This window comes from Variovorax robiniae (assembly GCF_037889955.1).
In the GTDB taxonomy this organism is placed as follows: Bacteria; Pseudomonadota; Gammaproteobacteria; order Burkholderiales; family Burkholderiaceae_C; genus Variovorax; species Variovorax robiniae.
Genome location: NZ_JBBKZS010000026.1, coordinates 25,912 through 49,742, shown reverse-complemented (window position 1 = coordinate 49,742; position 23,831 = coordinate 25,912). Strand labels below are relative to the sequence as shown.

Annotated in this window: 21 protein-coding genes; 12 read left to right on the top strand and 9 right to left on the bottom strand. The window is 67.1% G+C overall.

The genetic code is table 11. The annotated features are described in order from the left end of the window. Window positions 1–7: 7 nt before the first annotated feature. A complete protein-coding gene (locus WKW79_RS32385; protein ID WP_340339345.1) occupies window positions 8–472 on the bottom strand; it encodes a MarR family winged helix-turn-helix transcriptional regulator in 465 nt (154 codons plus the stop codon). A gap of 51 nt (window positions 473–523) precedes the next feature. Here WKW79_RS32385 and WKW79_RS32380 point away from each other — a divergent pair, with 51 nt between their 5' ends. From WKW79_RS32380 to WKW79_RS32355, 6 genes are all read left to right on the top strand, one after another. Next, complete coding sequence (locus tag WKW79_RS32380) at window positions 524–1,066, top strand: PaaI family thioesterase (protein WP_340339344.1); 543 nt, start codon at window positions 524–526, stop codon at window positions 1,064–1,066. A 119-nt stretch (window positions 1,067–1,185) separates the two neighbouring features. Next, the gene (locus WKW79_RS32375; RefSeq protein WP_340339343.1) at window positions 1,186–2,235 is read left to right on the top strand and encodes an extracellular solute-binding protein; all 1,050 of its coding nucleotides are present in this window, start codon (window positions 1,186–1,188) and stop codon (window positions 2,233–2,235) included. A gap of 19 nt (window positions 2,236–2,254) precedes the next feature. Then, window positions 2,255–3,937 carry an ABC transporter permease gene (locus WKW79_RS32370; protein WP_422823999.1) on the top strand — a complete coding sequence of 561 codons (1,683 nt, stop codon included), beginning with the start codon at window positions 2,255–2,257 and terminating at the stop codon, window positions 3,935–3,937. Beyond that, the gene (locus tag WKW79_RS32365) at window positions 3,934–4,626 is read left to right on the top strand and encodes an ABC transporter ATP-binding protein (RefSeq protein WP_340339342.1); all 693 of its coding nucleotides are present in this window, start codon (window positions 3,934–3,936) and stop codon (window positions 4,624–4,626) included. The genes WKW79_RS32370 and WKW79_RS32365 overlap by 4 nt, the downstream gene beginning before the upstream one ends. A gap of 74 nt (window positions 4,627–4,700) precedes the next feature. Further along, on the top strand, window positions 4,701–5,111 hold the full coding sequence (gloA, locus tag WKW79_RS32360) for a lactoylglutathione lyase (RefSeq protein ID WP_340339341.1): 411 nt from the start codon (window positions 4,701–4,703) through the stop codon (window positions 5,109–5,111). Between the two features lie 10 nt (window positions 5,112–5,121). Continuing rightward, window positions 5,122–5,652 (top strand): DUF1697 domain-containing protein, encoded by a 531-nt coding sequence (locus WKW79_RS32355; protein WP_340339340.1) that lies wholly within the window; start codon window positions 5,122–5,124, stop codon window positions 5,650–5,652. A gap of 21 nt (window positions 5,653–5,673) precedes the next feature. Here the strand turns inward: WKW79_RS32355 and WKW79_RS32350 are convergent, their stop codons facing one another. The 5 genes from WKW79_RS32350 to WKW79_RS32330 form a co-directional block, all read right to left on the bottom strand. Next, window positions 5,674–12,333, bottom strand: a complete 6,660-nt coding sequence (locus WKW79_RS32350; protein ID WP_340339339.1) for an autotransporter outer membrane beta-barrel domain-containing protein — start codon at window positions 12,331–12,333, stop codon at window positions 5,674–5,676. Between the two features lie 471 nt (window positions 12,334–12,804). Further along, on the bottom strand, window positions 12,805–13,536 hold the full coding sequence (locus WKW79_RS32345) for a haloacid dehalogenase type II (RefSeq protein WP_340339338.1): 732 nt from the start codon (window positions 13,534–13,536) through the stop codon (window positions 12,805–12,807). Window positions 13,537–13,562: 26 nt separating this feature from the next. Continuing rightward, a complete protein-coding gene (eda, locus tag WKW79_RS32340; protein WP_340339337.1) occupies window positions 13,563–14,204 on the bottom strand; it encodes a bifunctional 4-hydroxy-2-oxoglutarate aldolase/2-dehydro-3-deoxy-phosphogluconate aldolase in 642 nt (213 codons plus the stop codon). After that, window positions 14,195–16,027: a phosphogluconate dehydratase gene (gene edd / locus WKW79_RS32335; protein WP_340339336.1), complete on the bottom strand. Its 1,833-nt coding sequence runs from the start codon at window positions 16,025–16,027 to the stop codon at window positions 14,195–14,197. The genes eda and edd overlap by 10 nt, the downstream gene beginning before the upstream one ends. An 89-nt stretch (window positions 16,028–16,116) precedes the next feature. Then, entirely contained in the window at window positions 16,117–16,650 is a 534-nt protein-coding gene (locus WKW79_RS32330; protein WP_340339335.1) for an OmpA family protein, read from the bottom strand. 108 nt (window positions 16,651–16,758) lie between these two features. Here WKW79_RS32330 and WKW79_RS32325 point away from each other — a divergent pair, with 108 nt between their 5' ends. From WKW79_RS32325 to WKW79_RS32315, 3 genes are all read left to right on the top strand, one after another. Then, window positions 16,759–17,358 carry a gamma-glutamylcyclotransferase gene (locus tag WKW79_RS32325; protein ID WP_422824000.1) on the top strand — a complete coding sequence of 200 codons (600 nt, stop codon included), beginning with the start codon at window positions 16,759–16,761 and terminating at the stop codon, window positions 17,356–17,358. Between the two features lie 212 nt (window positions 17,359–17,570). Continuing rightward, window positions 17,571–18,293, top strand: coding sequence for a carbonic anhydrase (locus WKW79_RS32320; RefSeq protein WP_340339333.1), 723 nt, complete (start codon window positions 17,571–17,573; stop codon window positions 18,291–18,293). A gap of 109 nt (window positions 18,294–18,402) precedes the next feature. Beyond that, window positions 18,403–18,948 (top strand): superoxide dismutase family protein, encoded by a 546-nt coding sequence (locus tag WKW79_RS32315; protein WP_340339332.1) that lies wholly within the window; start codon window positions 18,403–18,405, stop codon window positions 18,946–18,948. 65 nt (window positions 18,949–19,013) lie between these two features. Here the strand turns inward: WKW79_RS32315 and WKW79_RS32310 are convergent, their stop codons facing one another. Continuing rightward, window positions 19,014–19,565, bottom strand: a complete 552-nt coding sequence (locus WKW79_RS32310; protein ID WP_340339331.1) for a nucleotidyltransferase family protein — start codon at window positions 19,563–19,565, stop codon at window positions 19,014–19,016. 36 nt (window positions 19,566–19,601) lie between these two features. Here WKW79_RS32310 and pdxH point away from each other — a divergent pair, with 36 nt between their 5' ends. Further along, on the top strand, window positions 19,602–20,249 hold the full coding sequence (pdxH, locus tag WKW79_RS32305) for a pyridoxamine 5'-phosphate oxidase (RefSeq protein WP_340339330.1): 648 nt from the start codon (window positions 19,602–19,604) through the stop codon (window positions 20,247–20,249). A gap of 10 nt (window positions 20,250–20,259) precedes the next feature. On the opposite strand, the gene WKW79_RS32300 is transcribed toward pdxH, so the two are convergent. Both WKW79_RS32300 and msrA read right to left on the bottom strand, forming a co-directional pair. After that, window positions 20,260–21,213 carry an AEC family transporter gene (locus tag WKW79_RS32300; protein ID WP_340339358.1) on the bottom strand — a complete coding sequence of 318 codons (954 nt, stop codon included), beginning with the start codon at window positions 21,211–21,213 and terminating at the stop codon, window positions 20,260–20,262. Beyond that, the gene (msrA, locus tag WKW79_RS32295; protein WP_340339329.1) at window positions 21,210–21,752 is read right to left on the bottom strand and encodes a peptide-methionine (S)-S-oxide reductase MsrA; all 543 of its coding nucleotides are present in this window, start codon (window positions 21,750–21,752) and stop codon (window positions 21,210–21,212) included. Before msrA ends, WKW79_RS32300 begins: the two co-directional genes overlap by 4 nt. A gap of 106 nt (window positions 21,753–21,858) precedes the next feature. Here msrA and WKW79_RS32290 point away from each other — a divergent pair, with 106 nt between their 5' ends. After that, window positions 21,859–22,539, top strand: coding sequence for a TetR/AcrR family transcriptional regulator (locus WKW79_RS32290; protein ID WP_340339328.1), 681 nt, complete (start codon window positions 21,859–21,861; stop codon window positions 22,537–22,539). Next, window positions 22,536–23,831: an efflux RND transporter periplasmic adaptor subunit gene (locus WKW79_RS32285; protein ID WP_340339327.1), complete on the top strand. Its 1,296-nt coding sequence runs from the start codon at window positions 22,536–22,538 to the stop codon at window positions 23,829–23,831. The genes WKW79_RS32290 and WKW79_RS32285 overlap by 4 nt, the downstream gene beginning before the upstream one ends.

Sequence of the window (23,831 nt, the reverse complement as noted above, 5' to 3'; positions counted from 1 at the left end):
GGAACGCTCAGCCGACGTGCTCGGGCTGCTCGGCGGGTTCTTCGTCGCCGAGCAGCGCCAGCGACTCGTCGATGAGCTGGTGCAGCGCGATCACGCGCTCTACGCCCAGGATCTTGTTGAGGCCCAGTTGGGCCTCGCGCCAGTGCACCTGCGCCTCCTTGCGCTTGGCAATCCCCGCCTCGGTCACGGCGATGAGGCGACTGCGCGCATCGGCGCCCTCGCCCTGCACCAGCCAACCGGCGGCCACCAGCGGCTTGAGGTTGCGTGTGAGCGTGGACGCATCGACCTTCATGGCACGCGCCAGGTCGACCGGGCGCAACGGGCCCAACCGGATGACATGCGACAGCAGCGAGTACTGCGAAGTCTTCAGGCCGCTCGCCGCGACGTGCGCGTCGTAGTGGCGCGACACCACGCGGCCCAACTGGCGGAGCTTGAAATTCGTACACCCTTGGGGTTTGGAAATTTGCGTCATGGCGTTGATTGTAGCTACAATCATTGCATATGCAACCGTAAAGGAAAGACCATGTCGCAAAGAAACGTACTGGAACAGTGGCTCGCCGAAGAGCGCGAAGTCATTGCCCGCCTCGACGCGGGCCCCGGCCCTGGCCTGGCGCGGCCCGATCAAATCGAAGGCAAGACCGGCCTCGAAGTCATGCAGATGATGCTGGCCGGCGAGATCCCCTATGCCGCCATCGCCAAGACGCTGGAGTTCACCATCATCGAGGCCCGCCCCGGCGTCGCGATCTTCCAGGGCACGCCGCTGCCGCAGCACCTGAACCCGCTGGGCACCATCCACGGCGGCTGGGTCGCGACGATGCTCGACTCCGCGCTGGGCTGCTCGGTCCACACCATGATGCCGCCCGGCCGCGGCTACACCACGGCCGAACTCGGCGTGAACTACGTCAAGGGTCTCACGCCGAAGATCGAGCGTGTGCGTGCCGAAGGCAAGGTCATCCACTGCGGCAAGCAACTCGCCACGGCAGAGGCCCGGCTGTTCGGGCCGGACGGCACGCTGTACGCGCATGCCACGACCGCCTGCCTGGTGTTCGAACTGCCCAAGCGCTGAAAGGGCTTAGGGCGCGAAGGCCCTTGCGCGGGACCGGGGAAAACGCAGTTAATAATGATTCGCATCAGCGTCCAGCGCGGCACTGATGCCCATCAGAACAACTGCCCTCCGGAGGAACCATGACCCGTTCGCCCCGCACCCCGCGTGCGCTGATCTGCCTCGCCCTTGCAGCGGCTGGCGCCTTGCTCGCCACTCCGGCCAGCGCCGCCGAGGAACTCACGCTCTACACCACGCGCGAGGCCGGCCTGATCCAGCCGCTGATCTCCGCCTTCACGGCGCAGACGAAGATCAACGTCAACACGGTGTTCGTGAAGGACGGCCTGCTGGAACGCGTGAAGGCCGAGGGCGCCCGCTCGCCGGCCGACGTGCTGATGACGGTGGACATCGGCAACCTGCTCGACCTGGTCGACGGCGGTGTCACGCAGCCGGTGAAATCCGCCGCGCTCGATGCGGCCGTGCCGTCCAACCTGCGCGGCGCCGACGGCCAGTGGTACGCCCTCTCGATGCGCGCCCGCGTGCTCTACGCCGACAAGAACCTCAAGCTCACCACTTTCCGCTACGAAGACCTGGCCAACCCGAAGTACAAGGGCAAGGTTTGCATCCGCGCCGGCCAGCATCCCTACAACACGGCACTCGTCGCCGCGATGATCGCGCACGACGGCGAGCGCGACACCGAGCAGTGGCTGCGCGGCGTCAAGGCCAACCTGGCGCGCAAGGCCACCGGCGGCGACCGCGACGTGGCGCGCGACATCCTCGGCGGCATCTGCGACATCGGCCTGGCCAACTCCTACTACGTCGGCCAGATGAAGAGCGCCAAGGAAGGCAGCGACAACCGCAAGTGGGGCGACGCCATCAAGGTGATCCGCCCGACCTTCTCCAATCCGAAGAGCGGCGGCACGCACGTCAACATCAGCGGCGCTGCCGTCGCGAAGAACGCGCCGAACAAGGCCAACGCGGTCAAGCTGCTGGAGTTCCTGGTCTCGGAGCCGGCGCAGCTGCTCTATGCCCAGACCAACCACGAATACCCGGTGCGCAAGGGCGTGCCGCTCGATCCGATCATCGCCGACAGCGTCGGCGCACTGACGGTCGACCCGTTGCCGGTGGCCGAGATCGCCAAGTACCGCAAGCAGGCCAGCGCGCTGGTGGACAAGGTCGCCTTCGACCAGTGACGCTGGAGAACAGTCCAGGGTGACCGCTCTGCCGACGTGGCTCGCGCCGCGCGGACTGCAACCCGTGGGGCCGGCCTGGCGCGCGGCATCGCTGCTGATCGCGCTGGGCGTGCTCGCACCCATCGCATCCCTGCTGTGGATTGCGCTGAACGGCAAGGCCGCGCATTGGGCGCACCTCGCGCAGTACGTGCTGCCGAATGCGATCGTCGACACAGCCTTGCTGCTGGCCGGCGTGGGCCTGCTGGTGCTGCTGATCGGCACCGGCTGCGCCTGGCTGGTGTCGACCTGCGACTTCCCGGGCCGCGGCGTGTTGCACTGGGCGCTGCTGCTGCCGCTGGCCATGCCGACCTACATCGTGGCCTTCGCCTACCTCGACCTGCTGCACCCGATAGGCCCGGTGCAGGGCGCGATCCGCTGGCTGCTGGGCTACGACAGCCCGCGCGACTTCCGCCTGCCCGACCTGCGCTCCCTGCCGGGCGCGGTGTTCGTGCTCGGCTTCGTGCTCTATCCCTACGTCTACATGACGGCGCGCGCCATGTTCATGACGCAGCCGGCTCATCTGCTCGAAGCGGCGCGCACCTTGGGTGCGACGCGCAGCGAGGCTTTCTTCCGGGTCGCGTTGCCGCTCGCCCGGCCGGCACTGGCCGTGGGCCTGAGCCTGGCGCTGCTGGAAACCATCAACGACATCGGCGCCTCGGAATTCCTGGGCGTGAACACGCTCACCGTCGCGGTCTACACCACATGGATCACGCGCTCCGACCTGGCCGGCGCGGCGCAGATCGCTTGCACGATGCTGCTGGCGGTGCTGCTGCTGGTGCTGCTGGAGCGGCACGGCCGGCGTCACCAGCGCTTTTCATCGGGCCAGCGCATGCGCGCGATGCAGCCACGCCGCCTGCATGGCCCGGCGGCCTGGGCCGCGACCGCCGCGGCCTCGGCGCCCGTCGTCATCGGCTTCGCAGCACCGGCGCTCTACCTCGTGTGGGAATGCATCAAGCGCTTCCGGCTGGGGCACGGCATGTCGGCAGCCTTGCTTGGCAGCCTGGGCAACACGCTGATGCTGGCCGCCGGCGTCACCATGGCGGCGCTGGCTTGCGGGCTGGTGGTCGCATGGGGTGCGCGCGCGTTGCGTGCCGGCGACTTGCAGCGCGCCAACGCAAGTGCGGCCCGCATCGCCACGCTGGGCTATGCAGTGCCTGGCACCGTGCTCGCCATCGGGCTGCTCACGCCCGCGCTCGCGCTCGACAACGCGCTCGCCGATGTGCTGGGCCTGCGCAACCTCCCCTTGATGAGCGCCGGCATCGTGCTCGTGGCCGCCTGCACGACGCGCTTCCTGGCGATGCCGGTCGGTGGCATCGAGGCTGGGCTCAGCCGCATTCCGCCCGCGCTTGAACAGGCCGCCCGACTGCTGGGCGAGACAGCCACCGGCACCCTGCGCCGCGTGCATCTGCCGCTGCTCGCACCGGCGCTGGCGACGAGCGCGCTGCTCGTCTTCGTCGATGCGATGAAAGAACTGCCGGCCACGTTGCTGCTGCGCCCGGCGAACTTCGACACCCTCGCCACCCTGCTCTATGCCGAGGCTGCGCGCGGCACCTACGAGGAAGGTGCCGTGGCCGCACTCGCCATCGTGCTGGCCGGCCTGCTGCCGGTCGCGTGGCTGGCCCGCACGCAGTTGCAGCAACCCACTGGAGGCACAGCGCCATGACCGCGCCGCTGCACATCGAGGGCCTGCGGCTTGCGTACGACGGCGCGCATGGCCTGCACACCATCGTCGAGGGTTTCTCGCTCTCGGTTGCGCAGGGGCACATCGGCTGCCTGCTTGGCCCCTCAGGCTGCGGCAAGACCACGGTGTTGCGCGCCATCGCCGGCTTCGAGCCGGCGCGCGCCGGCAGCATCCGCCTGGGCGATACGCTGCTGTCCTCGGCCGCCACGCACCTGCCGCCCGAGCGCCGGCGCGTCGGGATGATGTTCCAGGAGTACGCGCTGTTTCCGCACCTGACGGCCCACGACAACGTGGGCTTCGGCCTCCGCCGCATGGCCCCGCCGGAACGCGAGGCACGCATCGCCGAGATGCTGGCATTGGTCGGCCTGGCCGATGCCGCGCGACGCTATCCGCATGAGCTTTCAGGCGGCCAGCAGCAGCGCGTGGCGCTGGCCCGGGCGCTGGCGCCGTCGCCGGACCTGCTGCTGCTCGACGAGCCCTTCTCCAACCTCGACGGTGCCACCCGCGAGCGCCTGGTCGCGGAGGTCCGCACCATCCTGCGCGCCGCCGGCCAGACTGCCATGCTGGTCACGCACAACGAGGCCGAGGCCCATGCGCTGGCCGACCACATGGGCACGATGCACGCCGGCAAGCTCGCGCACTGGACTGCCACCCGCCAACCTGGCGCATAGCGAAGCGGTCCATTTCCAGAAACACCGTGGAACCGGCTTTGCCGGGCCACTGGTGGAGCGCAATAATCGCGTTCATGAGACTCCTCCACACGATGCTGCGCGTTGGCAACCTCCAGCGCTCGATTGACTTCTACACCCAGGTGCTCGGCATGCAATTGCTGCGCACCTCCGAAAACCCCGAATACAAGTACAGCCTCGCCTTCGTCGGCTACGAAGGCAATCCGGCGCAGGCCGAGATCGAGCTGACCTACAACTGGGGCACTGAAAGCTACGACCTCGGCACCGCCTACGGCCACATCGCGCTCGGGGTACCCGATGCCTACGCGGCCTGCGAAAAGATCAAGGCCAATGGCGGCAACGTCACGCGCGAGGCCGGTCCAGTCAAGGGCGGTACCACGGTCATCGCCTTCGTGACGGACCCCGACGGCTACAAGATAGAACTCATCCAACGCGCCGAAACCGCTGCCGGCGGCGGGCTGCGCTGACACCTGCGTCATGACACGCCACGTCGCCCTGCTGCGTGGCGTGAACGTGAATGGGATCACCATCCGCAGCGCCGACCTGAAGGCGCTGTTCGAAAAAGCACTCGGCCTTGCAAATGTCCGCACGGTACTCGCCAGCGGCAACGTGCTGTTCGACGACAGCGGCGCCGCCGCGACGCTCAAGAGGCGCATAGAAGTCGCCTTGCGCGAGCGCTTCGGTTATGACGCGTGGATCGTGCTGCAGACGCAGGCGCAACTCGCGGCCGTGGCGGCTGCCTGGCCCTTCGAACGCATCGACGAGGAGCGCCATCCCTACGTCGTCTTCAGCTCCGACGCCAAGGCGCTCGACGAACTGACCGGCCTGGCCGGAAAACCAGACCCCGCCATCGAACGCCTGCAAGCCGGCAAGGGCGTGCTCTACTGGCAATGCCCGCGCGGCAGCAGCACCGACACCCCCGTCGCCAAGCTCCTGGCCAAGCAGAAATACAAGGCCAGCACCACCACGCGCAACCTGCGCACGATCGAAAAGCTCATCGCCGATTGATCCTGCGCGGGCGCGCGCCGCCTACCAGCTGTACTTCGCCCCGGCCTGCGCCTTGCCAACCGTGTAGTTGCGCGCGCCGAATTCCCCGCCCACGCTGCCCCAGACGCTCACGTTCTTCGTGAGGTTGCCCTGCAGGCCGATCTTGGCTTCGAAGCGGTTCCTGGGCATGCGATCGACGATGCGATCGGAATCGAACATCATCGACTTGTCGGCCGCGGTGCCGCGCCACCAGTTCACCTCGGCGAACGGACGCATCAGCTTGTTGCCCGCGTCGTTGTCCGTGTTGCCGTGGACGCGCACGCCGATACGCGTGGTGGGGCCGCTGACGTTCAGGCCCGACACCAGCGTGTTCGTCGACTCGAGGTGGTTGCTGGCGCGCAGGTCCTGCAGGATCAGTTGCGCCTGGGGCTCGATATAGGTCTGGCGCTGTCCGTCGTCGAAGATCTTGAACGAATAGCCGGCTTCCAGCGACGCCGTGATGCTGCGCGAGTGGTACGACTCCTTCGCCAGGCCCAGGCCCTGCACCTTGTTCTTGTACGAGCCGCCCAGGATCCACGCGTCCACATAGGGGCCGGAGAGGATGTCGCGGTTGCCGTACCAGGTGGCGTACATGCCCAGGTTGAAGCCGTCGACCGAGCCGCTGGCCGAGCTGCCGTCGGCGTTGATCGAACTGCTCTGCGTCCTGCCGTACATGCCCATCGCGCCGATCCGGAGGCTGCCTTCGCTGCCGACGTTGAAGCGGGCCAGGTCCGCGCCGCCATGCAGGATGTAGGTGCGGCTGCCGAGCGTGGACAACGGGCTCGCCCCGTCGCGACTGGCAAACGAGTCCACCACGCGCAGCCATCCGTTGCTGTCGCTCGATGCCTTGAGGTCCTTGCCTTCCTGTCCGGGCGCCTGGCCTTGCCGCTCGTGCAAGGTGTGCACGGACATCTGCAACGCAGCCTGCCGATTGGCCAGATAAGCACCGACTTCCGGGCGATACGCGGGAAGCTGCACCGAATCACCGCCGCCGCCCGGCGGCCTGAAGGCGATGAGACTGGACGTGTTCACGAGGTACCAATCCTGCACCTGCCCACCGTCTCCCCCGCGCACGAGCCGATAGTTGAATGCGCCGGAAGCGATTGCGTTGCTGCCGAAGCGGTAGCCGCTCGAGCGCGTGTCCAGCGCAAAGGCGTCAGTGGTCGTGGTGGCGCCATTGCGCGTTTCCACCACACGAATACCTTGCCGGGTCTGCATGCCAGCGGTACCCGCGGACCTCACCACCAAGCCGGTCGAGCCGGTGGCGCTGCCGCCGTCGATCACAAGCTTGTCGGTGGGCGACGCATCACCGCCCAGCACCGTGCGAATCACCAGGCTGCCGCCGTTGCCGACATAGCCGCCCTGCACCACCAGGTTGTTGCCCGGCGTGCTGCCGACGGGGCCCGCCAGGTTCACGATGCCGTTGTTGATCAAGCCGCCGGCCAGCGTGAACACGCTGTTGCCCGGGTTCGGCATCGCCCCCAGCGCATTGAAGGCCGCCACCGTCCCGTAGTTGGTCACATGGCCGTTCACCGTGCCCGTGCCCGACAGCACGCCGGCCTGGGCCACCGTGACTTCGCCCGCGCCCACGCCACCGAAGCTGCCGCGCGTGATCAGCGTGCCGCCGTTGATGTCGGTCCGGCCGGTGTGTTGCACGTTGTCGTTCACCGTCACCGCGCCCGGGCCGTTCTTGACCACGTTGCCGGCACCGCCCACCATGTTCACGAAGGTGCCTTGCGCGCCGTCGAAGACCAGGGTGCCGGCGTCGGCGATGGCGCCGCTGCCCAGGCCATCCACCTGCTTGATCGAAGCCACGGCGCCCGGGGCGATGAAGCTTGCCGCCGTCATGGAAGCGTTAGAACTTGAAACGGCCAGCGTCCCGCCGTTGATGTCGAGCTGGCCCGTGCCCGTCATGCCGCCATCGACCCGGCCGCCGTTGGCGATGTCGAGCGTGCCGCCGCCAAAGTCCAGCATCGAGCCCGCGTCCGACTGCAACTGGCCGATCGCCTGCGTGTGGCCGGCGAGTTGGGCCTGCGTCGAGTTCTTGAGGTTGAGCGAACTGGTGTTGCCCAGGGCGTTGTCGGCCGCAAGTTGGAGCGCGCCACCGACGACGGTGGTCTGGCCACTGTAGTCGTTGGCCGTGTTCGACAAGGACACCAGCCCGGAGCCGGCGTCGATCGCCAGGTTGCCGGTGCCCGTGATCCGCGCCGACTGGTCGGCAGCGGCGCCGGTGGCACCGCTGCGTTGCTGCAGCGTCAGTGTCTGGCCCTGTTGGAGGTCGAGCAAGGTCAGGCCGTAGTTGACGTACAGGCCGTCGTCCTGACGGACAGCCAACCGGTAGTCGTAGTCGCCCTTCGCGACGACCACGCCGCCCTGGGCAATGTCGAGCGTGCGCTTCTCCGCAATGGGCTGGCCGCCCTGGTCGCGCAAGACGAGGTTGCCACCGGTGCCCACGGTGGACGCCGCATTGACGAGCTTGAGGCCGATGTTCGCGTCATCCTGCTCCATCAGCGAAGCCCGGGTGTCCACGGTCGGCGTCACGGCGTCGTAGGGCACCGGCACATTGACGCGGACCGTGCCCCCGCCGCTCGCATCCAGCGTGCCGACGGTGATCGAGCTCACGGCGACCTTGTAGTCAGGTACCGTGCCATTGAACAGCGCGGTGCCACCGCTGAACTTGAGTCCACCGATCTTCTGCTCGCCATCGGCCACCGTCGTGATGCTCTGCGGGCCGAGTTCCAGCGTGGCGTTCTGCAGGGCCGCAGCGTTGGCGCCGCCCAGCGCAAAGGTGCTGTTGCCGAGTTGGACCGTCCCCGCGAAGGCGCTGCCGACGTTGCTCGTGAAGTCGAAGGCCTGGCCCGCGGTATCGGTCACGACCGTGCCGGTGCCCGCGAGCTTGTTGTTCAGCGCGAAGGCGCCGCCGGTCGCGGTAGCCAAGGTGCTGCTCTTGTCGATGCTGAGGATGCCGGTGTCGGCCTGGTTGTCGTCCAGCTTGAGCGCCGTCTTCAGCGTCACGACCGAGCCGTTGGTCAGGCTGGCGTTCTCGAAATTGCGGATCGGGCTGGTCGCGCTGTCGTAGCGCATCTGCACGTTGTCGAGGACCAGCGTGTCGCGCGCGCTGCCCACGCCGCCATCCAGCAGGCCTGTGACCTGGACCGCGTTGCCGCGCACCGTCACCGTGTCCTGCCCCGTGCCGCCCACCAGGTTGCCGGTGATCGAGCTGTCGGCGAGCAAGGCCGTGTTGGTGCCGTTGCCCATCATGACATTGCCGGTGACATTGCCGCCCGAGGTGTTTTCGAAGGCATGGCCGCTGTCGTCCAGCACGACGGCGTTGAAGCCCGCCACGCCCTGCAGCGTGCCGTGGTTGACGAGCGTCTTGGGCGAGCCCTGGACCAGCACGGCACCCGGATCGGTGCCGACGATGTTGGCCTCCTGGCCGATCAGGACCGTGTCGGCTGACTTGACCAGCACGCCCTGGCCCGTTCCGCTGACGTTGATCGACTTGCTCGTCACGGTCAGGTCGCCGGTCGTGTTGGCGAACACACCCGAACCATTGCCCGTCACGCTGATGTCGAAGGCATTGCCGACGCTGAGATCGCCGTCCGTGGCGGTGCCATCGGCATGGGTCAGCGCCAGCCCCTTGCCGGCCGTGTTGCTGCTCACGAGGATCGTGCCATGCGAGGCCGCGTCGAGGTTGTTCTCGGTCAAGAGCGCAGCGCCACTGCCTTTCATTTCAAGGAAGGTGCCGTCCAGCAGCGTGTTGCCTGCCTTGCCCTGGTTGGTGACCAGATTTCCAAAGCCACCGCCGAGCCCGATGATCGAGGCGTCCTTCGTCAGCACGACGCGCCCTGCATCCGTGCCGATCAGAACGCCGGAGGCCCCCTTGTCGACCGTGATGGTGTCCGACGTCGTCAGCGTGCCGCCACCGTGCACCCAGATGCCGGCCTTGCCGTCGTGCACGGTGATGGTGCCGGCCTTGCCGTCGATCGGCGTCACGCGCGAGCCGGCGCCGGTGATCTCGATGGCGGTGCCATTCGCCAGGTCGATGTCGCCGGCGTTGCTCAGCTCCGCCCCGTTCTTGACCTGGAACACGGTCACGTTGAGTGCGGTGTCGTCCACCGTGATGTTGGCGGTGTTGGTGAACCTGGAAGCCCCCTGTCCGACGATGTTGCCGCCCAGGTCGTACTTGTTGTTGTCGACCGAGACGGCGATCGTGTCGTCGCGGAACGAAAGGACCTCGGCTGCGCCGGTCATCGACCCCGTGGCGCCGCCTTCCACCTTGACCGCCGTGGCACCCTTGCCGGAGACGGTCAGGTCCATGTTGTCCAGGTTCGCGGTCGAGCCCACGCCCGTGACGAGGATCGCGGTCGAGCCTTCGCCCGAGGCCACCAGCGGCGCGGAGGTCGCGTTGTTGATGGTGGCGCCGTCCTCGATGCGGAACAGCGTCGAGTTCTTCGTGGAGACCTCCAGCGCGCCCCCGTCCGGCGCATTGTTGATGTTCACCACCGAGCCCACGCCGTGGGCGAAGAAGCCGACCTGCCGCTGCCCGTCATTGAACGTGACCGTGCCGCCGTTCACGTCGATCGTGCCGCCCGCCCGGGCATGCACGCCGATCGCGTTGTCGCCGCTCAGGTTCACCGCGCCGCCGAGCGTCACCGTGCTGCCGGTGCCCTCCGCCCACACACCATAGTTGGGCAGGTCCTTGTCGCTCGAGGTGCCGAGGTTGATCGTGCCGGTGCTCGATGCCTTTCCGCCGCTTGTGACCTTGAGGCCGACGCCGTTGGTGCCGAGCAGGTTGATGGTGCCGGCGTTGCTGATGATCGAGCTGCCGGTGTCGCCCTGGACCCAGATCCCGCGGTTCTCCAGCGGCGAGCCCTCGCGCGCGCCCTCGACGTCGATGGTGCCGTTGTTCACCACGCTGGCCGATGTCACGCCTTGCACCAGGAGGCCGGTGGCGTCCTGCATGCCGCTGCCGATGCCGATGTAGCCATCGTTGACGAACTGGCTGCTGTCCCGGATGACCACGGCCTGCCCGCCCGCGCGCACCGAGGTGTCGGTGCCGCCCGCCGCCATGCTGCCGGCCAGGCTGCCCGGCGTGATCGAACCGGCCGCCTCGCGGCCCAGGTACATGACGCCGGTCGCGGTGTTGACGACCCTGCTGCCGCCGCTCGCCATCACGCCCAGCACCGGGCTGGCCAGTTCGGAATCGTTGGCGCCGATGTTCATCGCGCCTTCGTTGATGAAGGTGCCCTGGTTCGTCACGTCGATGCGCGAGAAGCCGGTGAGCGCGCGGGTGTCGGTGTTGACCGCGCCGACGTTGAAGATGCCCTTGTTGGTCAGGACCGAACCCGCACCGTCGACCGAACTGTTGCCGCCGATGTAGACCACGCCCGGCGCCGAGGCATCGGCCGCCGTGGACGCATAGCCCACCGTCACCACGCCGTTGTTGACGCCCTGGGAGCCGCTCTGGACCACGAAGGGACGCGCCGTGCCCGCCGTGACGGCGACCCGGCCGTCGTTGACGACGGTGGCGCCCTGATCGCCGCGCAAGGCGTCGCCATCCGCCAGTTCCACGGTGGTGCCCGCCGGATTGGCGATGCGTGCCGTGGCGTTCTTGCCCACCGCCAGCAGCAAGGCCCGGCTGCCGGCGTCGATGTAGAGCGGATCGTTGGGCGGCAGCGGTGTATCGCTGCCGGTCGGCATGATGTGCACGCTGACGGGCGACGCGCCGTAGGCCAGCTTCACGCTCGCGTCGTATTTCGAGTAGTCGATGCGGCCAGCCTGGATCTCCTGAACCAGCCAGTCGTTGTACTGTGCCAGCGAGGCCAGGTCGGTCACCGTGTGCGAGGTCGTCGTGCCCCTGGCATCCGTAACGTTGAAGGTGCCGTTGTAGACCACGGCATCGAAGGTCTGGTCGCGCGCGGCCGTCTGTGCCGGGGAGGCGGTGATCTGGTAGGCGTCGCCGAACCTCACGTAGTTGCCCGACTGCCACACCGCCTCGGTCCTGTTGGCGGTGGTGCCGTCGACGTAGACCAGCGCGGTCTGCTTGGCGGCATTCAGGTCGAGGCGACTGCTGCCCAGGTCGACATTGAGCGTGCCGTTCTGGACGGTTGCCAGACGCAGGTCGACATAGGCCGGCGCGTCTTTCGGGAAGATCTGCACCGCATTGACGAAATAGGCGTTGACAAAGGCCGTGCCGATCGGCCCCTGGGTGAATGACGACGCGCTGTAGACCGGCAGCGATTGCAGATTGCCGGTGATCGGATCGGGCACCGTGGCCGTTGCATTCTTCGCGCCGACGACCAATTGCATCTTGCCCGCCACATTCGGGGCGGTGGCATAGCCCTGCGATATCGCATCGGCCCAGGGGATGTAGTAGCCGGCCGGAATTGTCTGGAAATTGGCGGGACCGGTGAGGCTGTTGGTGCCGCTCGACGTGAAGACGGTTTCGCCGACCTTGTTGCTGTTCTTTGCACTGGTCCAGTCTTCCGCGATGGTGACGTCCAGCGCCATGGCCGGTCCGCTCGCCAGCGCTGCGGCGCCCAGCAACACGTGCGACAGCTTGCTGCGTGTGCTGGATTTGCTGCGCCCCCTGGCGGTCTCCTGGACGGCAACATAGGTGCCGAGCGATTCATTCCAGACGACACGATGATTCTTATTCATTGACAATTCTCAGAAAAACGTTAATAGCTCGAAACTCGATCCTCCAAGTAAATCATGACAACTAAAGGATCACAACCAAAGGTTGTGATTTCTCAATTGCGAAAACTGTTAATTCAATTCGCACAATTGCAATTTATTCATTCCAATGTGCCGCCAACGTGCCGCGTCTGGGAGCGCAAGTGATTCGGTCACGCTATTCCCCCGGCCAAATCTCCGAATCGTTTGCATTTGCCCATGCAGGCCTCGCCATTGATCCGAATTGATTTGTCAATTGGCCAAAGGCATCGACGCCATCGGAGGAGAGTGCGGTTTTAGGCAGGCGTACAGGCGAACTGCAGCCGTTCGTAGGGGTACGCCAGCGGTTGAAGGCCGGCGGTTTGGCGTGGCGTCAGGTGCGCGGCCGAGGCGCCGGGGTTTGGCACAGCCCGGGACGGGCGTGCCGCCTTGCCACGCGTGCGGGGTCCGGGCGAGCTATTCGCAGCCCAGCAGGTCCGCCAACGCGTTGATATCGCGTGCGTGAAAAGTGTTGCTCTCGCGCAACGAAACATCCTTGGGGCGCTTCGCGCCGAACTCCAGGGGCCGCTCGATGTACCCGGTTTGCAAGCCGCAACTGCGCGCGGCCTCCAGATCGTCGTGGTGCGCGGCGGCCAGCATGACCTCGCCCGGGCTCAGGTCGAACACGCCGGCCACGCCCAGGTAGGTGCGCGGATCGGGCTTGTAGGCCTTGAAGACTTCGGCCGACAGCACGCAATCCCAGGGCAGGCCGGCGCGCTTGGCCATCTCGGTGAGCAGGCCGATGTTGCCGTTCGACAAGGTGCAGATCGTGTACTTGCGCTTGAGCCGCGTCAGCCCCTCGACCGCATCGGGCCAGGCCGGCAACCGGTGCCAGGCGCGGTTCAGGTCGCGCTTTTGGACCTTGTCGAGACGGTCGACCTTGAACTCGCGCAGCACGTCCTCGAGGATGGCCAGATGCAGTTCATCGATGAGGGTGAAGCCGCCCTCGCCCGCGGCCAGCCGCTCCATCACGCCGCGCATCGCCGGCTGGTAGCCCGCGCGCCAAGCCATGGCAAAGGCATCGGCATCGACCTCGGGCAGCACCTGCGCCACCTCGGCCGTGATGCCGCCGTGCCAGTCGACGACCGTGCCGAAAACGTCGAACGCGATGACCTTGAGTGAGTTGGCTTTAGTTTCCATGGCGGTCATTTTGACGCCATGAAATGTGCACTTCGTCAGCGCTTCAGTTGGCTCGCTTCGCGTGCCAGCGTCTCGATGCGCGCCCAGTCGCCCTTGGCGATGGCGTCGGTCGGCACGATCCATGAGCCTCCGACGCAGGCGACGTTGGAGAGCGCCAGGAAGTCCGGCGCATTGGCCAGGCTCACGCCGCCGGTGGGGCAGAAGGTGACGTCGCCGAACGGGCCTTGCCAGGCCTTCAGCATCGGCAGGCCGCCTGCTTGCATGGCGGGGAAGAACTTGAGCTCGGTGAAGCCGTCTTCCTGCGCCATCATGATTTCGCTGCCCGTCGCGACGCCCGGCAGCAGCGGCAGGCCGAGGTCGTGGCAGGCCTTGCCGACGGCGCGCGTGTAGCCCGGGCTCACGCCGAACTTCGCGCCGGCCAGCGCGGAGGCCTGCGCATCGGCGGCGCTACGGATGGTGCCGGCGCCGGCGACCGCCTCGGGCACTTCCTTGGCGATGGCCTCGATGCACTGCAGCGCCTGTGGCGTGCGCAGCGTCACTTCCAGCATGCGGATGCCGCCGGCCACCAGCGCGCGCGCCAGCGGGACGGCATGGGCCACGTCGTGCAGCACGATCACCGGGATCACCGGCGCGTCGCGCATCACCTGGAGCGCGGTCAATGTCTCATTCACAGCCATGTACAGGCTCCTTTTTCTGCGGTCAAAGCATTGCGGCGCATGCCGGCGAACAGTTCGCGGCCGAGGCCGCGGCCATCGGCATCGCGCTGGGATTCAGGTTGGACGGCGTTTTCGCGCGCGGCCCATTCGTCTTCGGGCAGCAGCACGGCCAGCGTGCCGGCCACGGCGTCCAGGCGGATCAGGTCGCCGTCGCGCACCTTGCCCAGCGGGCCGCCGGCAGCCGCTTCGGGCGAGAGATGGATCGCGGCCGGGATCTTGCCGGACGCGCCGCTCATGCGACCGTCGGTGACCAGCGCCACGCGGAAGCCCTTGCCCTGCAACACCGACAGCGGCGGCGTGAGTTTGTGCAGCTCCGGCATGCCATTGGCCTGGGGGCCTTGCCAGCGCACCACGCACACCACGTCGCGATCGAGTTCGCCCGCGGTGAAGGCCTTCTGCAACGCGAACTGCGAATCGAACACGCGCGCCGGCGCCTCGATCACATGGCGGTCATCGGGCACCGACGACACCTTGATCACGCTGCGCCCCAGGTTGCCGCTCAGCAGCTTGAGGCCACCGGTGGCGCTGAAGGGCTTGGCGACCGGTCGCGTGATCGCTTCGTTGGCCAGCGGCGCCGCTGCATTCCAGCGCAGCTTCGCAGTGCCAGCGTCCGCCAGTTCAGGGATGCCGCCGAATTCGCGAATGCCACCGGCGCGCACGGTCATCACATCGGCGTGCATCAGTCCGGCTTCCACCAGTTCACCGATCACGAAGCCCGGACCGCCCGCGGCCTGGAACTCGTTGACGTCGGCGACGCCGTTCGGATAGACGCGCGCCAGCAGCGGGATCACATCGGAGAGCGTGGAGAAATCATCCCAGTCGATCAGGATGCCGGCCGCGCGCGCCACCGCAACCCAGTGGATCAGGTGGTTGGTCGAGCCGCCCGTGGCGAGCAAGGCGGCCATCGCGTTGACGATGGCCCGCTCATCGACCATCACACCGATCGGCGGGCAGTCGTAGGCCTGCGCCGCGGCGCGTCCGAGCACGGTGCGCACCGCCTCGCGCGTCAAGGCCTCGCGCATCGAATCGGCGGGCTGGATGAAGGCGCTTCCCGGCACATGCAGACCCATCGCCTCCAGCAGCATCTGGTTGCTGTTGGCCGTACCGTAGAAGGTGCAGGTGCCTTGGCCGTGGTAAGCCGCCATCTCGGCCTCGAGCAGGCCCTTGCGTCCGACCAGGCCTTGCGCGGCCTGCTCGCGCACCTTCGACTTGGCGGTGTTCGACATGCCCGAAGGCATCGGCCCCGCCGGCACGAACACCGTCGGCAGATGGCCGAAGTGCAGCGAGCCGATCAGCAGGCCTGGCACGATCTTGTCGCACACGCCGAGCAGCAGCGCCGCATCGAACATGTCGTGCGTGAGCGCCACGGCCGTGCTCATCGCGATGATGTCGCGGCTGAACAGGCTCAGCTCCATGCCCGGCGTGCCCTGCGTCACGCCGTCGCACATGGCCGGCACGCCGCCGGCCACCTGCGCGGTCGCGCCGAGCTTGCGCGCCTCGTTCTTGATGATGTCGGGGTAGTGCTGGTACGGCGCGTGGGCCGAGAGCATGTCGTTGTAGGCTGTGACGACGCCGATGTTCGGCGCCCGTTCGCTCACCACCTTGAATTTGTCGTTGGCCGGTATGGCGGCCACGGCGTGCGCGACGTTGGCGCATCCCATGCGATCCGAGCCTCGATCGCGGTCACGGATTTCGGCCAGTTGCTGCAGGTAGGCACTGCGCAAGGGCTTGCTGCGCACGCGAATCCGCTCGGTGACCTCTAGAACTGTGGGGTGTGTGGTCATGGCCAATCATCGTACCAAAGCAATAAGAAAAGCCCGGTGCTACCGGGCTTTTCATCGATACGCTCTTGCGCGTAGCGCGCAAATCCGGATCAGTCCACCAGCTTGACTTCCACGCGACGTGCCTGCGCGTTGTTGCCGGTGCCTTCGGTGGTTTCGGGCTTCTTCAGTTCCAGCTTGTCGGCCGGCACGCCGAGGCCGACCAGCACGTCGCGCACAGCTTCGGCACGCTTCTTCGCGAGTTGCTCGTTGATGGCGGCGTCGCCGGTGGTGTCGTGGTAGCCGGAGATCACGGCGCGCTTGCCGCCCTGGATGCCCTGGATGACGGCGGCCAGCGCTTCGGCGGCGCCCGGTGCGAGGTCGGTGCTGCCGGTGGCGAAGTAGAAATTCACGACGCCGTTCTCGACGCGAATGCTCGCGCCATCCGGAATGACGACCACCACCGTTTCAGTGACCGTGGCCACGACGGGCGCAGTGGCCGCCGCAACCGCGGGCTTGGCCTTGTGCGCCTTGCCGTTCGCGTACAGCGCAATGCCGATCACGAGGAACAACACGAGCGAGATGACGCCCACTGCGATGCCGAGAATGAGATTTTGTTGACTATCGTCGTCGCTGGGGGATGCCATCGGGCGAACTCCGTTGTTGAGGGGCAAGTAAATAATGGCGCGGTGAACCATGAACCGCAAATTGTAGGTGCAGCCGTGCCCGACCCCGGCCCTCCGGGGCTCGACCCGATGCCCAAGCCGCTGCGCGATCCGAAGCCCATGCTGGACCGCGTGATCGTGGAATGGGGCGGCCATCACGACCTCTGGATCTTCGGCTACGGCTCGCTGATCTGGAAGCAGGAGTTCGAGCATGCCGAGCGCCGACCCGCCAAGGTGCACGGCTGGCACCGTGCGCTCAAGATGTGGAGCCGGGTCAATCGCGGCACGCCTGCGAACCCGGGGTTGGTGTTCGGCTTGCTCTCGGGCGGCAGCGTGCAGGGCATGGTGTTCCGCATTCCGGCGGCCGACGGGCTGGAAACGCTCGGCCGCCTGTGGCTGCGCGAGATGCCGACCGGTGTGTACGACCCGCGCTGGCTCGACTGCAATACGCCGGGCGGCAAGGTGCGCGCGCTGGCCTTCACCCTGTCGCGGCGCAGTCCCAACTTCACCGGCGAGTTGGCCGAGGCGCGCTATCGGGAGATCTTCGCCAGCGCGGCGGGACGCTACGGCACCTCGATCGACTACGCAAGGCAGACCTTCCTGGAACTGCGTCGTCACGGCATCCACGATGCGGCGCTGGCGCGACTGGTGCGGATGGCGGGTGACGATTTGTCGGCCGCATCGACCTGACTGCGAGCGCGACCAGAACTACTTCACAGGACGGGCAAGCAATGGCAGCCGCTGTGGATGCCAGGCAACGCATGGGGCTGACACGGATCGCAGCCGACGCTTTCTCTCTGCGATCATCAATTTGAGGTTTGTCGGAACCGGACGTGCCTGCGTTTCGGCAGGCACGTCCCCAAGGCGCAGTGCCTTTCATTCATTCAGGGAGATTCAATCAAATGAACAGTCGTTTCATCCACATCGCGCTGGCCGCCACGCTCGCCGCGCCCATGGCCCATGCCCAGCCCATCGACTACGAGAACCAGGAAGAGTGGAAGGCCGTGCATGGCAATTCGCAGTCGCCCATCGACGTGGTGACGTCCAAGGCGACGACCGGCGACGCGAAGGAACCGCAGGCCATTCGCATGGGCAAGACGCGCAGCAAGCTGGAAGTCGAGGACAACGGCCATGCAGTGGAAGTGGAAGTCGACGGCCCGGATGCCGTAATCCGCGGACGCCATTTCAAGATGGCGCAGTTCCATTTCCACGCCGCGAGCGAGCACACGATCAACGGCGAGCACGCACCACTCGAAGGCCACTTCGTGTTCAAGGCGGCCGATGGTCGACTTGCCGTCGTCGGCGTGATGTACCGCCCGGGTGCCGCCAACGCGCTGGCTGGCAGGGTTCTACAGGCGATCAGCAAGAGCAAGAAGGGCGAGTTGCCGTCCTCGGACATTTCTTCGCTGCTGCCGCGCAACAAGGCCTACTACCACTACCTCGGTTCGCTGACCACGCCGCCGCTGGCCGAGAACGTCGAGTGGTACGTGCTGAAGGAGCCTGTGAGCATGTCCGAAGCGCAGCTCGACGAGTTCCGCAAGCACTACCCGCACAACAACCGCAAGATCCAGGAACTCAACAACCGCCCGCTGGTGGCTTATCCGATGGGCAGGAAAGGCGCCTGAACGATGGCGATCGGCCGACAGGCCCCGTGATGGCGGGGGGGCTTGTATGGCCGCGCCTTTACCCGCGCGCGGCTCGGCCCGATACTGGTGCCAAGCTTCCGGAGAAAACATGACCCGTCGATTCGCCGCCTTGCCCACCCTCGCCATCGCCCTTGCCGGCACCTTGCTCGCCGGATGCGGCAGCATGGGCTCGGGCCAACCCCGTGCCGTCGCCAACCTTGCGCCCACGGGGGCCATCATGCCCAACCCGACCAAGGGCATGGCAACCTTCACGCCGCTGAGCCATGGCGTGCGCCTCGCAGGCGAAGTGAGCGGACTGCCGCCGGGCAGCGAACATGGCTTCCACATCCATGAAAAAGGCGACTGCGCCGACAACGCGATGGCAGCGGGCGGCCACTTCAATCCGGCCGGCGGCACGCACGGCAAGTTCGAGGCGCCGGGCAGCCACGCTGGCGAACTGCCCAGCCTGGTGGCCGATGGCACCGGCGTCGCGCGCTTCAATGTCGAGGTGCATTCGATCTCCCTGACCGACGGCGCAGCCAACAACGTGGTCGGCCGCGCGCTGGTGGTGCATCGCGACCCGGACGACTTCAAGACCCAGCCGGCCGGCAACTCGGGCCCGCGCACGGCCTGCGCGATCATTACGAAGGGATGAGAGAGAGGCACTGAGCAAGTCTCGCGAGCTGCGCGCCGAGGATGCGCAGCCCGCGAAAGACTGCTTCAGCGTTCCCCCAACAGCGCCTCGGCACGCGCCAGGGCGTCAAGCGTATCGATGTCGGTCAGGATGCCGATGTCGTCCACCTCGATGTCCGCAACCTTGCCGGAGGCACGCAGCGCCTTGAGGACGGGCGCGGCACCCAGGTTGCCTTCCAGCGCCATCAGGGCCTCGCGATTCGCGCGCGCAAAGCCCACGGGATGGCCGCGCTCGCCGCGATGGAAGGGCTGCGCCGCCTGCGTCTCGCCTTCGAGCGCCGCTGCCACCTGGCGCAAGGTGGACGGCTGCACCAGCGGCAGGTCGCCGGGCAGGATCAGCCAGCCTGCGGCATCGGGCGTGTGGCGCACGGCCGCCGCGATCGAATCGCCCATGCCGGGATGACCGGCGTCCTCCAGGTGCCACGGCAATCCGCTTGCCTGCACATTTGCCAGCGTGTGCGCCAGCACGGCCTTGCCGGCCAGCAGGGCCTGCAGCTTGGAACCGCTGCCGCCAGAGGCGACGAAGCGCTCGCCGCGTCCGGAGGCCAGCACGATGACGATGGGCAATGAGTCGGTCATGGGCGGAGTATCGGTGTCCGGCGCGACAATCGCCTGATGAGCTCACCGAACGATTCCCTCGCCGCCCTGCGCAAGAGCTACGAGCGCGCCGAACTCGACGAAAACGCCAGCGCCAACGATCCGCTGAAGCAGTTCGAACGCTGGCTCACCGAAGCCATCGACGCCAAGGTGCCCGAGCCCAACGCCATGACCTTGGCGACGGTGGCTGGTGACCTGCGGCCATCGACCCGCATCGTGCTGATCAAGGGCTACGACGCGCGCGGCATCGTCTGGTTCACCAACTACCAGAGCCGCAAGGGCCAGGAGCTCGCGGGCAACCCCTTTGCCGCGTTGCAGTTCCATTGGGTCGAGCTGGAGCGCGTGGTGCGCATCGAGGGCCGCGTCGAGAAGGTCGATGGCGCCGAGAGCGACGCCTACTTCGCCAGCCGCCCATTGGATTCCCGCATCGGCGCCTGGGCCAGCCCGCAGAGCGAGGTCATCGAGGGGCGGCAGGTGCTCGTGAAGAACGCCGCGGTGATCGCGGCGAAGCACCTGCTCTCGCCGCCGCGGCCGCCGCACTGGGGCGGCTATCGGCTCGTGCCGGATCGCTGGGAGTTCTGGCAGGGGCGCGCCAGCCGGCTGCATGACCGGTTGCGCTATCGCCTTCAGGAAGGCGCGTGGCTGCGGGAACGGCTCGCACCTTGAGGTGTCGACGTCAGAGGTAGCCCATCAGCGCCATCACGCCCGACAGCGTGACCAGCGCGAGCACCGTCGACACCACCACGCTCGCAGTCACCAGTTCTTCCGCGACGTGGTAGCGCTGCGAGAACAGGAACACGTTGGCGCCGATCGGTAGCGCGGCGGCCACCACCATCACGGCCAGCGGCAGGCCGCGCAGGCCCAGCACCCAGCCCAACCCCAGCGTCAGCAGCGGATGCACGACGTTCTTGAACAGGGCCTGCACCAGCGCGCCGCGCCAGTGCTGACCGACGGGCGTCAGTGCCAGCGTGACGCCCACCATCGCGAGCGCAACCGGGCTGAAGGCTTGGCCGAGCAGGTTGATCGGAGTGTCGATCGCCACCGGCAGCGTCCAGCCGGTCTGCGCGAACAGCAACCCCGCGATGATCGGCAAGGGCACCGGGTGAATGATGGCGTTGCGCAAGGCGCGGCCCACCGTGCGCAGCATGGCTTTCCGGTCTTGCCGGCCGCCGCTTTGCGCTGCGTTCTCGTGCGCCACCGCCAGTTCCAGCACCACCGTCGCACTGGTCAACAGCACCAGCGAATGCAGGGAGATCAGCGTCAGCAGCACCACCATGCCGCTGGACCCGTAGGCCAGCCCGACGAGCGCGATGCCGATCATCACGGTGTTGCTGTAGGTATTGGCCAGCGCCAGCACGGCCGCCGTGCGGTTGAAGCCGCGCCACAGCATCGTCGCCGCGAAGATCATTCCGGCCGCCAGGAAGTAGGCGGCCACCGGCCGAAGGCTCAGTTGCTCGACGTGCACCGTGCTCATCGAGCGGAACAGCAGCGCCGGCGCCAGCAGCATGAAGATCAGGTTCGACAGGTCCTTCACCGACTTGCCGCCGATCCAGCCGCGCTTGCCCGCGAGATAGCCCGCCGCAATCAGCAGGACCACGGGCAGCAGCGAGGAAATGACCGTCGTGTTCAGTGCTTGACCCTGCTCGCAAAGGTCTTCTGGAACTTCTCGACCTTCGGCCCGACCACAAAGGCGCAATAGCCTTGGTTCGGGTTGTTCTTGAAGTAGTCCTGGTGATAGGCCTCGGCCGTCGAGTAGTTGGCCAGCGGTTCCACCTCGGTGACGATGGGCGAGCGGTAAACCTTGCTCTCGGTGATCTCGCGGATGACCGACTGGGCGACTTCGCGCTGCGCCTCGGTCGTCGTGTAGATGCCGCTGCGATATTGGGTGCCGGTGTCGTTGCCCTGCCGGTTCAACGTGGTCGGGTCGTGCATCACGAAGAAGATCTCCAGGATCTCTCGCAGGGAGATCTGCGCGGTATCGAACTCGACCTGGACCACCTCCACATGCCCGGTGCGGCCGGTGCAGACCTGCTCGTAGCTCGGGTTGATCACCGAGCCGTTGCAATAGCCCGATTCCACGTCGGTCACGCCCTGCACACGGTCGAATACCGCCTCCGTGCACCAGAAACAGCCGCCGCCCAGCACGATGGATTCGATCGAAGAAGACATGGTTGGAAGTCCCGGATGTCGCAAAAGACACAGCCCGGCATTGTCGCGGCTTGACGCTGGCGGCGTCGGTCACTACATTACTAACCCGCTAGTCATTAACTGTTTCATGCCGACCTCCAGCTTTCTTGCCGACAAGCTGCGCACCGTCAGCGCCAAGCGCGAGCGCCGCAAGGAAGCCCGTCCGGGCGAACTGCTGGACGCCGCACTCGACCTGTTCGTCGAAAAAGGCTTTGCCGCCACCCGCTCCGAGGAAGTCGCAGCTCGCGCCGGCGTTTCCAAGGGCACGCTGTTCCTCTACTTCCCCAGCAAGGAAGAGCTCTTCAAGGCCGTGGTGCGCGAGAACCTGTCGGGCCACTTCCCCGACTGGAACAAGGAGTTCGAGGCCTTCGAAGGCAGCACGGCAGACATGCTGCGCCACGTGATGCGCACCTGGTGGGAACGCATCGGGGCCACGCGCCTGTCCGGCATCACCAAGCTCATGATGAGCGAGGGCAAGAACTTCCCCGAATTGGCGGCCTTCTACCAGGCCGAGGTGGTGATGCCCGGCCACGAACTGCTGCGCCGCATGTTCCGGCGCGGCGTGGAGCGCGGCGAATTCAAGCCGCTCGACATCGACATGGCGGTCTACACCATCGTCGCGCCCATGATCTTTCTCATGCTGTCCAAACATTCCAGCAACATCTGCATGGCGCCGAGCATCGACCTCGACGCCGACAAGTACATCGCCCTGCAAGCCGAAACCCTCTTGAACGGCCTCTGCACGCCGGCCTCCGGGAGCGGCGCATGAAGAAGACCTGGCTGCGCTGGGTGATTGCCGCGCTGGTGCTGGTATTGATCGGTGCCGGCGTGCTGCGCGCGCTCTCTGCGCGCAAGGCCCAGCAGGCGGCCATCGCCGCCGCTGCGAAACCAGCCGAGACGGAAGTGGTGCTGACGCCCGCCGAGACCGTTCGCGTTGCGCAGCGCGAACTGATGCAGACGCTGCCGGTCTCCGGCACGCTGCGCGCGGTCGATTCGGCCGTGGTCAAGGCGCGCGTGGCCGGTGAATTGATCGGGCTCACGCTGCGCGAAGGCGATTCGGTCACGGCCGGGCAAGTGGTGGCGCGCATCGATCCCACCGAATACAACTTCCGCGTCCAGCAGGCGCAGGAACAGGCCGATTCAGCCCGCGCGCAGACCGAAATGGCGCAGCGCACGCTGGACAACAACAAGGCGCTGGTCGACCAGGGCTTCATCTCGCGCAACGCGCTCGACACCTCGCAATCGACCCTCAACGCGGCGCAGTCCACGCACCGGGCCGCCCTCGCCGCGGTCGACGTCGCGCGCAAGTCGCTCAACGACACCGTGCTCAAGAGCCCGATCTCCGGCCAGGTCGCGGCACGTCTCGCGCAGCCCGGCGAGCGCGTGGCCATCGACGGCCGCGTGCTGGAAGTGGTCGACCTGAGCCGCATCGAGGTCGAGGCGACGCTGTCGGCGGCCGACTCGGTGTCGGTGCGCGTGGGGCAGCGCGCGTCGCTGCAAATCGAAGGCAGCACGGCCGGCATGGCGAGCACCGCATCTGCCGAGCGCAAGGTCGGCGCGAGCGTGGTGCGCGTGAACCCGAGCGCGCAGGCGGGCAGCCGCAGCGTGCTGGTCTACCTGCGCCTGGACAGCAACACCGGCTTCCGCCAGGGGCTGTTCGCGCAGGGCACGATCGATGTGGGCCGCACTACCGCCCTGGCGCTGCCGCTCACCGCTGTACGCATCGACAAGCCTGCGCCCTATGTGCAGATCGTGGTCGACGGCCGCATCGCGTACCGCCAGGTGCAGACCGGCCTGCGCGGCCAGGTCAACGGCCAGACGCTGGTGGCGGTGACGGGCGTGGAAGATGGCGCACTGGTGGTGGCCGGCACGGTCGGTCCGCTGCGCGAAGGCACGCGCGTGAAGCTGGCCGAGGCTTCGGCGGCGCCTGCTGCTGCCCCTGCGGCATCCACAGCGCCCGCTGCTACGCCCGCGGCCCCCGCGGCACCGGCCTCCGCGGCCGCGGTTGCGTCGGCGCCAACGGCCCCCGTCGCATCGGGCGCCGCGCGCCCGGCGCCCTGA